Genomic DNA, 12763 nt, shown 5'->3' with positions numbered 1-12763 from the left:
CGTATCGCACGCCGCCGACGCCGCACGAGGCCGGCGTCGCACCACCGCCGGGTCGCGGATTCGGATGATCGCGTCCGAATCGGACCCGCCCGGCCGAATCCTCCGAATCCGCGACGATTCTCCGAATCCGGGATGGACGGGATCCGCGACGGCGCCCATCGGCGGGCGGCCGTGCCCTGTCAGCGCGGCTGGCCGGGCCGGGCGGTCGACGCGCGGGGGATGAGGGTGGGGAGCGCTCGGCGCGGCTCCGAGGTGGCGGCGCCGTCGAGCAGCAGCTCGATCGCCGACGCGGCGATCTGGTCGAACGGCGTGTGGACGCTCGTCATCGGCGTGGGCAGGCGCGAGGCGAGCGGGATGTCGTTGTAGCCGACGACGGAGAGGTCGCGGGCGACGCGGATGCCGAGGGACAGCGCCGCGCTCACCACCCCGATCGCCAGGTTGTCGTTCGCCGCGAAGATCGCCGTCGGCCGTCGCCGGGGGTCGGTCAGCAGCTGACGGCCGGCCTCGACGCCGTGGTCCACGCCGTAGCCGGCCCAGACGATGCGCTCGTCGGGCACCGTCAACCCGGCTTCGCCGAGCGCGCGGAGGGCGCCCGCGTGGCGGTCGACGCCGGTGGAGGTGAACAGGGGCCCGTTGACGAGGGCGATCTCGCGGTGCCCGAGATCGATGAGGTGCCGCACGGCCATGTAGCCTCCGGCCTCGTCGTCGCCGAGCGACGAGGGGCTGACCCGGTCGGTGCGCAGTGCCAGGACGTGCGGGATGCCGCGGGCCCGGAGCGAGGCGGGGAGGTCGTCGTCGAGGCGGGCGGTCGCGAGGATGAGGCCGTCGAGGCCCCGGTCGAGGAGGGTCTCGGTGGCGCGGCGCTCCTCGGCGGGGTCGTCGCCGCACGTCGCGACCACGGCGAAGTAGCCCTGGCGCCGCGCCGTGCGCTCGATCGCCTCGAACATCAGGGCCATCACCGCATCGGTCAGCCGGGGGACGAGCACGCCGATCGTCGCCGTCGCGCCCCGCCGCAGGCTGGACGCGTACATGTTGCGCCGATAGCCGAGCCGGTCGGCGGTGTCGCGCACCTTCTGCGCCGTCGCCGTGCGCGACGACGGGATGCGCTCGTCGAGCACGCGACTCACCGTCGAGATGCTGACGCCCGCCGCGTCTGCGACATCGCGCAGCGTGACGGTCTGACGTTCGGCCATCGCTCCTCCTCCCTGCCGAGTCTAGGCGGCTCGGGAACGTTTGCAATCGAGCTCTTGACACGCGGCGCGGCTCGCGTGCATACTCGTCGTGCAAACGTTCCTGCAAACGTTATTGTGAACGTTTCTACATCGACGTGAAACGCAAGGAGAACATCATGGTCCTCGACCTCCGCGGCCTGAACCCCGCCCCCGTCACCCCCTTCACCGAGGACGGCGAGGTCGACTTCGCCGCCATCCAGCGCCTGGGCTCCTGGCTCGGCTCGATCGACGGCGTGAAGAGCCTCGTCGTGCTCGGCCACGCCGGCGAGGGCACCTTCCTCACCGAGCCCGAGCAACTCGACGTGATCCGCGCCTTCCGGGACTCGGTCGAGGGCCGGCTGCCGATCATCGCCGGCATCACGAAGGAGGGGAACAAGACGGCCGCCCTCGAGGCGAAGGCCGCCGCGGACGCCGGCGCCGTCGGCGCCCTGGTCTACCCCTCGCACGGGTGGCTCCGCTTCGGCTTCCAGCCCGGCGCGCCGCAGACCCGCTACCGCGCCATCTGGGAGGAGTCGGGCCTCGAGGAGATCCTGTTCCAGTACCCGGACAACACGAAGGCGTCGTACGACCTCGACACGCAGCTGGAGATCGCCGGCCAGGAGGGCGTCAACCACACGAAGAACGGCGTGCGGAACATGAAGCGGTGGTACACCGAGATCCCCGCCCTGCGTGCGGCGTACCCCGAGCTGCAGGTCCTCTCGTGCCACGACGAGTACCTGCTCCCGACGATGTTCGACGTCGACGGCCTCCTCGTCGGCTACGGGAACATCGCCCCCGAGGCGCTCGTCGAGCTGATCGAGGCCGGGAAGCGGAAGGACTACGCCGCCGCCCACGCCATCCACGAGAAGCTGCTCCCCGTGACGAAGGCGGTCTACCACCGCGGCTCGCACATGGAGGGCACGGTCGCGCTCAAGTGGGGTCTCGTCAACCGCGGGATCCTCGACCACGCCACCGTGCGCACGCCCCTGCTGCCGCTGCCCGACGGCGCGTCGGCCGAGATCGCCGCCGCGTTCCGGTCGGCCGAGCTCGCACCGGTCACCGTCTCGGCGTGACCGCCTGCCCGCGGCGGCGACCACGCCGCCGCCGCGGGCATCCTCCTCGTCGCGCCGATGCGGCATCCCCTCGTCGTCAATGAAGACCGAGCGGCCAGTGGCCGCCCTCCTCGAAGGAGAGCAACACGAAATGAACGAACACGTCACCTCCCGACCGCCCGCAACCCCGGGCACCGGCCACGGCCGCATCGATACTGAGACGGTGCGCAACATCGTCGAGTCGCGGAAGACGCGCCGCACCCTCTGGCGCCAGCTCGCGCTCATCGGGCCGGCCTTCGTCGCCGGCGCCTGGCAGTTCGGCCCCGGCAACCTGACGACCGCCATGAACGCGGGCGCCCTCTACGGGTACGCGCTCATCTGGGTCATCATCGTCTCCACGATCCTCATGATCTTCCTCACCGACATGAGCGTGCGCCTGGGCATCCGCACCCCCGTCTCCCTCATCTCGTCCATCAAGGAGCGCCTCGGCGGCTGGGTCGGCGTCGTCGCCGGCTTCGGCGTCTTCCTCATCACCCTGTGCTTCTCGGTCGGCAACGCCGTCGGCTCGGGCGTGGGTCTCTCCATGCTCATCCCCGGCACCTCGCCCGTCATGTGGACCGTCATCTGCACCGTCGCCGTGGCGTCGATCCTGCTGCTGAAGGGCATCTACGGGATCGTCGAGAAGATCCTCATCGTGATCGTCGCGCTCATGGCGGTGAGCTTCATCGTCTCGGCCTTCGTGTCGAACCCGGACTGGGCGGCCGCCGGGGCCGGCCTCATCCCCGTCATCCCCGACGGCGCGTGGCTGCTCATCATCGGGCTCGTGGGCACCAACTTCTCGATCAACGCCGCGTTCTACACCTCCTACGGCACCAAGGCGCGTCGTCGCACCGAGGCGGACTACCGCGACATCACGATGGTCGACACCGTGCCGGGCATCATCGCGCCCGGTGTCATGACCGCGCTCGTGATCGTCGTGGCCGCCGCCGTGCTGAACGCCACCGGCACCGATGCGCCGGGCGCCTTCGGCGGGCTCGCGAAGATCTTCGAGCCGGTCGCCGGCCCCGTCGGAGCCTGGATCTTCGCGCTCGGATTCTTCGGCTCGGCCTTCTCGTCGATGATCCCGAACTGCATCGCGGGCGGCACGATGCTCTCCGACGCGCTGGGGAAGGGCGCCTCTGCCGACACCCGCACCGCACGGCTCGGGAGCGCGTTCATCCTCGCCTTCGGGCTCACCATCACGATCGTGTTCGCCGGGTCGTCGCCGGTCGAGCTCATCATCATCGCCCAGGCGCTGACCGTGCTGTTCGCACCGATCCTGGCCGCGCTGATCCTCGTCATGGCCAATGACCGGAAGCTCATGGGCCGGCTGCGCAACCGGTGGTGGCAGAACGCCTTCGGCGTGCTGGGCCTGGTCTCGGTGCTCGCCCTGTCGGTCCGCCTCATCGTGAGCCTCGTCGGCGGCTGAGCTCGGACGAGACGTGCACGGAACGGCCCCCGACGGTGAGAACACCCAGGCACGACCAGTCCTTCTCATGTCGGCCCGGCGATTCGCCCAGCCTGTGCGACATACCAGGCAGCGGACATAGACTCGTCGCATGCTTTCCGTGTGGCGCACCTCGCAGGTGCAGGAGGAGGTCTCCGGCGCGCACTGCGCCGGCGGCACAGACTGACGCCCCTGCCGACACCGATCCGGTCGTCGGCTCTTCCGTCGTCTCCTCTTCCTCGGCGCCCACGCTGCCCGGTATCCCGGGTATCCGCCGGTGTGCGCCGCCTCACCCGCCTCTTCCGAGGCAGAAAGCAGCCATCATGCTCCCCGTCGACGAGCGCACGATCCGTGCGTCGTTCCTCAACGCCTCCCGCAAGGAGGCCGCGTCCCTCACCCTTCCCGCCGGCTTCGACGACCTCGATGTCGACGCGCTCGACTTCCTCGGGTGGTCCGACCCGAAGATGCCGCGCCGCGCGTACGTCGTGGCTCAGGACGAGGCGGGCGACACCGTCGCCGTCCTCCTGCAGCAGGCCGAGCAGCGCACCCTCGCCCGGGCGCAGTGCTCCTGGTGCGACGACGTCACGCTCCGCAACGACGTCCAGTTCTTCGCGGCGCGCAAGGCCGGTGCCGCCGGACGCCGCGGCGACGTCCTCGGCACGCTGATCTGCACGAACTTCGCGTGCTCGGCGAACGTGCGGCGCCTGCCGCCGCTCGCCTACGAGGGATACGACCGCGAGGCCGCGCGCGACCTGCGCATCCTGCGGCTGCAGGAGCACGTGCAGGGCTTCCTCCGCGAGCTGCGCGGCTGACGCGTCCGAGGGTTCGGGGGCGTCAGGGTGCGACGCGCACCCGGCGTCCCTCGAACTCGACGACGTCGCCGAGCTGGAGCTGCCGCCCGCGGCGGCGGTCGACCTCGCCGTTGACCGTCACGAGGCCGTCGATGATGGCCTCCTTCACGTCGCCGCCGGAGTCGAGCACGCCCGCGAACTTCAGGAACGGGCCGAGGCGGATCATGTCGCCGCCGATCGAGATGTCGTCGATGGGTGCCGAGTCGGGGGATGCCGGGGTTTTGGATGCCGGGGTGCTCACCCTCGAATGGTAGGCCACCGGGCCGGAGCCGATCCGAGCCGGCGGCGGGCTCGTAGGCTGACACGATGACCGATGTGCGCGGAGCCGAGCCGCGACCGGACCGGGCCTCCGGGCGCACGCTGCTCGTCGGCTGCGGGCGGGTGGCCACCCGGCTGGGGCTCCGCCTCGCCGCGCGAGGGGAGGAGGTGATCGGCGTCCGACGGCATGCGGGCGACCTCCCGGCGGCCTTCCGCGCACTCGTGCACGATCTCGATGCGCCGCTTCCCTCGGCGCTGCCCGCGGTCGACTCGATGGTCATCACCCTTCCTCCCGGTCGCGAGGGCACGCCGGGGTACCGTACATGGCTGGATCATGTCGCCGCGGCGCTCCCCGCCGTCCCGGCGCGGACGGTGTTCGTCTCCTCGACCGGGGTGTTCGAGCGGAAGGGTGCGGCGCCCGTCGACGAGTCGCACCGGCCGCAGCCGTCGTCGCCGCGCGGACAGGAGCTCTGGGAGGGCGAGACCGCGGCGAGGGAGCTCTTCGCGGCGGTCGTCGTGCGTCCGGCGGGCATCTACGGGCCGGGACGCGAGCACCTCGTGCGCCAGGTCCGCACCGGGGCGCAGGTCGACTACTCCCGTCGCACCAACCGCATTCACGAGGCGGATCTCGCGCGAGCGCTCGACCGCATCCTCACGATGGCGGACCCGCCCGCCGTCCTCCACGCGGTGGACTCCGCGCCCGCGCTCCTGGGCGAGGTCGTGGCGTTCATCGCCGACGAGCTGCGCCTCCCTCACCCGCCCCGCGCCGCGGCGCGGCACGAGGGGATCGTGCTCGACGGCCGCCTTCTGCGGTCGGTGCTGGGCGAGCTCGAGTTCCCCGACTACCGCAGCGGCTACCGCGACCTGCTCGGCCGTCGCCCCTGACAGCGACGGCACCAGCCGATCCCGTGGCAACGGCAGGCTGGATCCGCCGTTTCGGGCGGATCCAGCCCCGAACCGACGATCCAGCCTGCTTTTCGCACGTCGATCGCATCGGAGGACGGCCGTCCCCGCCCGGCCACGGGCTAGCGTGAACCCATGGCATCTGTTCTCGTCACGGGATCCGCGGGCGGACTGGGTCTGAACGCCGCCGCACAACTGGCGCGCGACGGGCACGACGTGGTCGTCCACGCCCGCCGCGCCGACCGTCTGCCGGCCCCGCCCGAGGGCCACTCGTGGGCGGGTGCGGTGGTCGGCGACCTGTCATCCCTCGACAAGGTGCGCGAGGTGGCGGCCGCGGCCGAGGAGCACGGCCGCTTCGACGCCGTCATCCACAACGCCGGCCTCCTCGACGCCGCCGGGATGATCGAGGTGAACATCGTCGCCCCGTTCGCGCTCACGGCGCTGATGACGCGGCCGTCCCGGATCATCGCCCTCAGCAGCGGCATGCACCGCGGCGGCTCCACGGATCTCACGCGGATGGCGCGGGGGAACGCCTCGTACAGCGACACGAAGCTGTGGGTGACGGCGCTGATCATGGCGTTCGCGGAGCGTTGGCCCGACACCCTCAGCCACGCCGTCGACCCCGGCTGGGTGCCGACGCGCATGGGCGGCGCCGGAGCACCCGACGATCTGGAGGCCGGCCACCTGACCCAGACCTGGCTCGCGACGGCCGACGACATCGAGCCGCGGACCGGCGGCTACTGGCATCACCGCGTCACGCAGCGCCCGCACGCCGCGGCGCTCGACCCGGGCTTCCAGCGCGCGCTCGTGGCCGCCCTTGAGGAGCGCACCGGGCTCACGCTCCCGGCGTAGCGCACCCGGCGATGCCGACATTCCCGCCGACTTGACCTGGAGCACACTCCAGCTCGCAGGATGGGGGTGTGAATGCGATCACCCTTCCCGAGCCGGCGGCCGACGTGCCCGCCGGCGGCCTCACGATCGGCGAGGTCGCACGCCTCACCGGGCTGAGCGTCGACACCCTGCGCTACTACGAGCGGGAGGGGCTGCTCCTCGAGGCCGCTCCCCGCGACCCGGCGGGGCGGCGTCGCTACGGCACTGATGGTCTGTCGTGGATCGCAGCGATCCTCATGCTGCGCGAGACGGGGATGCCGATCTCCGACATGCGTGCGCTCGCCGCGCTGTCGCGCACGGACGGCACCGAGGCCGAACGCCTCACGGTGCTGAGGGCGCACCGCCGGCGCATCCTCGAGGAGCTCGATCGCACGCGGCGGCACCTGGCCGCCCTGGAGAAGAAGATCGCGGTGTACGAGGAGGTCGTCGGCTCCGCCTCTGGCAGCGGGGAGAGCCCTGGCAGCGGGGAGAGCCCTGGCCGCGGGGAGAGCTCTGGCCGCGGGGAGAACTCCGGCCGCGGGGAGAGGAGCGGCTCGTGAGGAGCGCACGACTGGGCGACGGGCTGTCGGTGTCGGCGATCGGACTCGGCGCCATGGGCATGAGCGCGTACTACGGTCCCACCGACGAGACCGAGGCGATCGCGACCCTCCGCCATGCGCTCGACCTCGGCGTGACGTTCATCGACACGGCCGAGGCGTACGGGCCGTTCGAGAACGAGAAGCTCATCGCCCGCGCGATCGGAGACCGCCGCGACGAGCTGACCATCGCCACGAAGGCGTCGGCCGAGATGGACGACGACGGCACGATCCTGGGCCGCAACGGCACCCCCGAGTACATCCGGAGGGCTGCCGAGCGCTCGCTGCGGCACCTGGGCATGGAGGTCATCGACCTCTACTACCTGCACCGGGTGGACCCGCAGGTTCCCATCGAGGAGAGCGTGGGCGGCCTGGCCGAGCTCGTGAGGGAGGGAAAGGTGCGGCACATCGGCCTGTCGGAGGCCTCGGCCCCCACGCTACGGCGTGCGCAGGCGGTGCACCCCATCGCCGCGGTGCAGTCGGAGTTCTCGCTGTTCGCCCGCGACATGCTCCGCAACGACGAGAAGGCCACCGCGGACGAGTTGGGCATCGGCGTCGTCGCCTTCTCGCCGCTCGGCCGCGGCACCCTCACCGACGGCATCCGCTCGCTCGACGACCTGTCGCCCGACGACGCCCGGCGCACGCTTCCGCGCTTCCAGCCGCAGGCCTTCGCGGCCAACCGCGCCCTCGTCGATCGCGTCGAGGAGATCGCCCGCGAGCACGATGCGACCGTCGCGCAGATCGCGCTGGCCTGGGTGATGGCCGAAGGAGTCGTCCCGATCCCCGGTACGCGCCACCGGGCGCGGCTCGACGAGAACGCGGCCGCCGCCGGCATCCTGCTCACCGAGGCGGAGCGCGAGCGGCTGCGGTCCGCGCTCCCCGACGGGGAGATCGTCGGCTCGCGCGACGGCATCGACGCCCCCGCCGGCGTCGACCGCTGACCGCACGGCCCGTCGGGAGCCGCTGCGCATCCGGATCCGCCTCACACTTCCCTCTCACGCGTCGTCGTCTCTGCAGAGGGCCGGAACAGCCGGCTCGAGAGGAGTTCGGAACGGTGAAGGTACTCATCGCAGGTGGGCGTGGTCGAGTGGGCGCGAAGGTGGCGGATGCCCTGGAGGCTCGTGGAGTCGAGGTGGTCTCGGGCGGACTGGACGACGGGGTGGACTACCTCGCCGGCACGGGTGTCGCAGAGGCGCTCGAGGGCGTCGACACCATCATCAACGTGCTGAACACCGGTCGGTTCGACAAGGACGGCGCGGTCGGGTTCTTCGAGGGCTCGACCCGCACGTTGACGACGGAAGGCCTGCGTGCCGGCGTGACCCACCACATCCTGCTGTCGATCGTGGGCGTGGGCGAGGGCGATGCCTCGGACGTCGGCTACTACCTGGGGAAGGTGGCGCAGGAGCGGGCGGTCAAGGCAGGCGGGATCCCGTACACGATCGTCCGGTCCACCCAGTTCCAGAGCTACATCGGCGTGCTCGCAGACCAGCACACCGTGGACGGCACCGTCCTCGCGCCGCGGGACTACATCCAGCCGGTCGACCTGGACGAGCTCGTGGCGCTCCTCGTCGAGGTGACGCTGGAGGCGCAGCCGCGGGGGGAGGTGGAGATCGCGGGGCCCGAGCGCTTCCACCTCGACGACCTGCTGCGCGGCACCCTCGCTGCGTCCGGAGACCCCCGTCCGGTGGTCACCGTCGAGAGTGCGGGCACCATCGATGCGATGGTCCCCCGCGGCGCGTATCGCGTCGGAACGGTGCTCTTCCCGCTTCGCGACATCCCCGTCGCGCACTGATGCGGAGCGTGACGGCGATGACGAACGGCCGCTTCCCGAGCCCCTCACCCGCCCCCACCGACGCACGCGTCGGTGCCGTACAACTCGCCGCGCTGATCGGCTCGATCGTCATCGCGGCGGTCGTCGGCATCTGGGCGTACGTGTTCCCTCGCGAGTTCTACGACTCGTTCCCCGCCGTGCTGGGGGAGTGGATCTCGCAGGACGGACCTTTCAACGAGCACCTGATCCGAGACCACGGCGCCCAGTACCTCGCGCTGGGACTGGCGAGCGTGTTCGGACTGATCTGTCGCTCCCAGGTGGGCTACCGCTTGCTGGGAGTCGCGTGGACCACGTTCGGCGTGCTCCATTTCGCCTACCACGTGACGCACCTGGCGCACATGACGGTGTCCGACCAGATCGGTCAGATCACCGTGCTCGCGCTGGCCGGGCTCCTCGGCGTCGGGCTCTTCATCTCGCCGCGTCGTGAGGGGCGTCGGTAGTCGCGTCGAGTTCGCTCGACGACGCGAGTCCGCGGCGGACTCGGGCGTTGAGCATCTCCGACATGACGAGGCCGAGGATCACGAGCCCGGCGAGGAACGGCGGGAAGACCCACATCCCCGCGCCGTCCGCGAGCGCACCCAGCAGCGGCGGTGCCAGCGTCGAACCCGTGTAGGCGGCAGCCATCTGGATGCCGATGACGGCCTGGGAGTTGCGTCGGCCGAAGTTGACCGGGGTGGAATGGATGATGGCCGGGTAGATCGGTGCGCAGCCGAGGCCGAGGAGCGCGAGCCCGGCGAGGGCGGGCGCGTCGGCCTCCAGGGGGAGGGCGAGCAGGAGGACCCCCGCGCCCGCCGCGATGAAACCGCCGCGGATCATGACGGTGTCGCCGACCCGATCGGCGACGAAGCCCGCCAGGAATCGCCCCGCGGTGATGCCGAGGAGGAAGAGCGATGCGAACGCCGCCGCCGTGGCGGGGTCGATGCCACGGTCCGTGACGAGATAGGACGACGTCCAGAGGATCGCCGTGCTCTCGAGAGCGCAGTAGGCGAAGAACGCGGTCAGGATGAGCCCGACGCCCGGGATGCGGATCGCCTCCACCAGGCGCACATGGCGTCCGGTCCCCGACTCTCCCGGTGCGGCGGCTTCATGGGCCGAGTCCGGCTTCGTCGGATTGACCCTGCCCCAGAGGGGCAGGCTGATCAACAGGGCGACGCTCAGGGCGACCTGCACCGCGCCGACGGCGAGGTACGCGCCGGACCAGCCGTGCTCCGCCGCCAGGGCGTAGCTCATGATGAACGGGCTCGCGGCGGCACCGAGCCCCCAGCACGCGTGCAGCCAGTTCATGTGGCGCGCGGCGTAGTGCACGGCGACGTAGTTGTTGAGCGCCGCGTCGACGGCGCCCGCACCGAGGCCGTAGGGGATCGCCCACACGCACAGCATCCAGAATGAGCCGGACGCGGAGAAGCCCAGAAGCGCGGCCGCGGTCATCCCGACGCTCACCGCGGTCACTGCTCCCGCACCGAACCTGCGCGTCACGCGTTCCGACGCGAGGCTCGAGAGGATCGTTCCACCGGCGATGATCATGGCGACCAGGCCGGCGAAGGCGATGGGGACGTCCAGATCCCGGTGCATGACGGGCCACCCGGCACCCAGGAGGGAGTCCGGAAGCCTCAGGCTGACGAAGGCGAAGTAGATGATCGCGAGAAGGAGCGAGTACACGCGGGTGGGACCTCTTGCGGCGTTCGGACGGGTGCTACGAAGCCGGGAGGCGGGCGGTCGCGGCGTTGAAGCCCCGACGCGCGGCCTCGATGAACTCGGCAGCGGCGTCCCGCGGCGACCGGGCGCCGAGGATACCGGAGGTCGAGCCGGTTCCCGACGCTCCCACCTTCATGATGTCGTAAACATCCGCGGGTGACGAGACGCCGCCGGCGTGCATCACTCAGCGCGCCGGAAGCGTCGGGATCAGCGCCTGCAGGAACCGCGCGGTGTCCTCCCAGTTCTCGACGGCCTGACACGCGACGCCGAGAGCGAGCACCGGGTAGTCGTTGCCGTGCACGTCGAGGCGGTCGCCGACGAACAGCATGTCGTCGAGCGGTATGCCGGTGGCTGCGGAGAGCCGACGCATCCCGTAGGCCTTGTCGATCCCGCGCTCCGTGACGTCGATCGAGGTCGAGCCTCCCGAGCGCACCTCGAGATCGGGCAGCACGGCGGCCACCGCTCGCCGCAGCTCGTCCTTCTTGCGTCCGTCGACGTCCCAGGCGCTCTTCGCGTCGACGGGGGCGTGCTGCCCGAGTGCGGAGAAGGTGACCTGCGATCCCCGATCCTCGAGGACGGGTCCCCAGGTGTGGGTCTCCCAGAGCCCCAGGCGCCGGGACTCGCTCTCGAGAGCGGCGAGCGCGCGCGCCGTCTGATCGGGGGCGAGCAGGTTCGCGTACACCTCCTCCGGGCCGTCCGAACCGACCCGGTAGTACTGCGTTCCGCAGGTGGGGAGCAGATGGAGGTGGGCGAGGGCGGCGCCCGGGATGGGCGGGAGGTGGTCGACGACCTGCGCGCGGAACTGCCCGAGCGTGCCTCCCGAGATGATCGCGACTTCCACGCGCTGCACGAGGGCGGCGAGGAGCTCGCCGATCCGGGGGTCTATCTGCGACTTCGAAGGGGCGAGGGTGTCGTCCAGGTCGAAGGCGACGAGGCGCAGCGGTGCCATGATGCTCACTCCGCGACGGTCACAGCTGCTTCGCGGGGCCGGTGCTGCCGCGGACGATGAAGTCCACGGGCGGCAGAGCCGGCACCTCGGGCGTCGTGCCCTCCACGATGGCGACGAGTGTCTTCGCGCAGACGCGCGCCCACTCGAAGACGTCCTGTCGCACCGTCGTCAGCGGCGGCACCACGTACGGAGCGAGGGGGATGTCGTCGAAGCCGACGACGGACAGATCGTGCGGCACGCGGACGCCGCGGTCGTTCGCGGCGGACATGCCCGCGATCGCCATCAGGTCGTTCGCGTACACGATCGCGCTCGGGGGGCGGGCCAGATCGAGGAGCTCATGGGTGGCGCGCGCCCCCGACGCCCCGGTGAAGTCCGCGTCGACGACGGGTCCCGGCTCGAGCCCGAGTTGGTCCATCTCATCGAGCCACGCGCGACGGCGCGCCTCCGAGTGCACGTACCGGTCGGATCCGGCGACATGGGCTATCCGACGGTGTCCGAGCGCGTACAGGTGCCGGACGGCCCGCCGGATCCCGGCGGCGTCGTCGAGTCCGATCAACCGGCTCGCGTCGGAGCCGGCCTCCGTGGGGCCCACCATGACGCAGGGAAGACCCAGCTCATCGAGTTCCCGAGGCCGCTCGTCGTCGATACGGAGGTCGGTGAGGAACACCCCGTCGACCCGCGCCTCGTGGGCGAACCGCACGTAGGCGTCGCGCTCGGTCTGCTCGTTGTCGACCACCTGGAGGACGAGCGCGTACTTCACCTCGGACAGGCCGCTCTCGACGCCGGCGACGAACTGCGGGAAGAACGGGTCCGTGCTGAGCAGCTCGGCCTCGCGACGAACCACCAGTCCGAAGGCCTGCGCACGGCTGCGCGAGAGTGCGCGTGCCCGTGCGTCCGGTCGCCAGCCGAGCTCCTCGGCTGCCTGCAGGATCCGATCACGAGCGGCCTCGCCCACACCGGAGCGGCCGTTGAAGACGAAGGACACGGCGCTCTTGGACACCTTCGCCCGAGCGGCGACATCGCCGATGGTCACCCGTCGCTCCCGGGCCTCCGATCGTGAG

At 71.3% G+C, this 12763-nt stretch carries 14 protein-coding genes; 9 read left to right on the top strand and 5 right to left on the bottom strand.

The features are described from left to right. Positions 1-179: 179 nt before the first annotated feature. Entirely contained in the window at positions 180-1193 is a 1014-nt protein-coding gene (locus ACPWUT_RS14400; protein ID WP_284528869.1) for a LacI family DNA-binding transcriptional regulator, read from the bottom strand. A gap of 155 nt (positions 1194-1348) precedes the next feature. Between ACPWUT_RS14400 and ACPWUT_RS14395 the strand changes: the two genes are divergently transcribed. From ACPWUT_RS14395 to ACPWUT_RS14385, 3 genes are all read left to right on the top strand, one after another. Then, the gene (locus tag ACPWUT_RS14395; RefSeq protein WP_284528870.1) at positions 1349-2284 is read left to right on the top strand and encodes a dihydrodipicolinate synthase family protein; all 936 of its coding nucleotides are present in this window, start codon (positions 1349-1351) and stop codon (positions 2282-2284) included. Between the two features lie 130 nt (positions 2285-2414). Continuing rightward, positions 2415-3731: an Nramp family divalent metal transporter gene (locus ACPWUT_RS14390; protein WP_425838916.1), complete on the top strand. Its 1317-nt coding sequence runs from the start codon at positions 2415-2417 to the stop codon at positions 3729-3731. A gap of 341 nt (positions 3732-4072) precedes the next feature. Continuing rightward, a complete protein-coding gene (locus ACPWUT_RS14385) occupies positions 4073-4561 on the top strand; it encodes an FBP domain-containing protein (protein WP_425838913.1) in 489 nt (162 codons plus the stop codon). A gap of 22 nt (positions 4562-4583) precedes the next feature. Here ACPWUT_RS14385 and ACPWUT_RS14380 read toward each other — a convergent pair whose 3' ends face one another. After that, positions 4584-4841, bottom strand: a complete 258-nt coding sequence (locus ACPWUT_RS14380) for an RNA-binding S4 domain-containing protein (protein ID WP_425838910.1) — start codon at positions 4839-4841, stop codon at positions 4584-4586. Between the two features lie 65 nt (positions 4842-4906). Between ACPWUT_RS14380 and ACPWUT_RS14375 the strand changes: the two genes are divergently transcribed. The 6 genes from ACPWUT_RS14375 (at position 4907) to ACPWUT_RS14350 (ending at position 9498) form a co-directional block, all read left to right on the top strand. Then, a complete protein-coding gene (locus ACPWUT_RS14375) occupies positions 4907-5743 on the top strand; it encodes a sugar nucleotide-binding protein (RefSeq protein WP_425838907.1) in 837 nt (278 codons plus the stop codon). Positions 5744-5896: 153 nt separating this feature from the next. Next, positions 5897-6613: an SDR family NAD(P)-dependent oxidoreductase gene (locus tag ACPWUT_RS14370; protein ID WP_425838904.1), complete on the top strand. Its 717-nt coding sequence runs from the start codon at positions 5897-5899 to the stop codon at positions 6611-6613. 68 nt (positions 6614-6681) lie between these two features. After that, positions 6682-7191: a MerR family transcriptional regulator gene (locus ACPWUT_RS14365; RefSeq protein ID WP_425838901.1), complete on the top strand. Its 510-nt coding sequence runs from the start codon at positions 6682-6684 to the stop codon at positions 7189-7191. Next, entirely contained in the window at positions 7188-8168 is a 981-nt protein-coding gene (locus ACPWUT_RS14360; protein WP_425838898.1) for an aldo/keto reductase, read from the top strand. The genes ACPWUT_RS14365 and ACPWUT_RS14360 overlap by 4 nt, the downstream gene beginning before the upstream one ends. Before the next feature lie 113 nt (positions 8169-8281). After that, positions 8282-9019, top strand: coding sequence for an SDR family oxidoreductase (locus ACPWUT_RS14355; RefSeq protein ID WP_284528878.1), 738 nt, complete (start codon positions 8282-8284; stop codon positions 9017-9019). A 17-nt stretch (positions 9020-9036) separates the two neighbouring features. After that, entirely contained in the window at positions 9037-9498 is a 462-nt protein-coding gene (locus ACPWUT_RS14350) for a hypothetical protein (protein WP_425838893.1), read from the top strand. Here the strand turns inward: ACPWUT_RS14350 and ACPWUT_RS14345 are convergent. The 3 genes from ACPWUT_RS14345 to ACPWUT_RS14335 all read right to left on the bottom strand — a co-directional run bounded on the left by ACPWUT_RS14345 (position 9467) and on the right by ACPWUT_RS14335 (position 12735). After that, the gene (locus tag ACPWUT_RS14345; RefSeq protein WP_425838890.1) at positions 9467-10717 is read right to left on the bottom strand and encodes an MFS transporter; all 1251 of its coding nucleotides are present in this window, start codon (positions 10715-10717) and stop codon (positions 9467-9469) included. The genes ACPWUT_RS14350 and ACPWUT_RS14345 overlap by 32 nt on opposite strands. Before the next feature lie 220 nt (positions 10718-10937). After that, positions 10938-11702, bottom strand: coding sequence for an HAD-IIB family hydrolase (locus ACPWUT_RS14340; protein WP_425842307.1), 765 nt, complete (start codon positions 11700-11702; stop codon positions 10938-10940). A gap of 19 nt (positions 11703-11721) precedes the next feature. After that, on the bottom strand, positions 11722-12735 hold the full coding sequence (locus tag ACPWUT_RS14335) for a LacI family DNA-binding transcriptional regulator (protein WP_284528882.1): 1014 nt from the start codon (positions 12733-12735) through the stop codon (positions 11722-11724). Between the last annotated feature and the right edge of the window lie 28 nt (positions 12736-12763).

Source organism: Microbacterium sp. PA5 (genome assembly GCF_049860775.1).
In the GTDB taxonomy this organism is placed as follows: domain Bacteria; phylum Actinomycetota; class Actinomycetes; order Actinomycetales; family Microbacteriaceae; genus Microbacterium.
The sequence above is the reverse complement of the archived record's forward strand: the minus strand, read 5'-3'. Positions and strand labels throughout refer to the sequence as shown.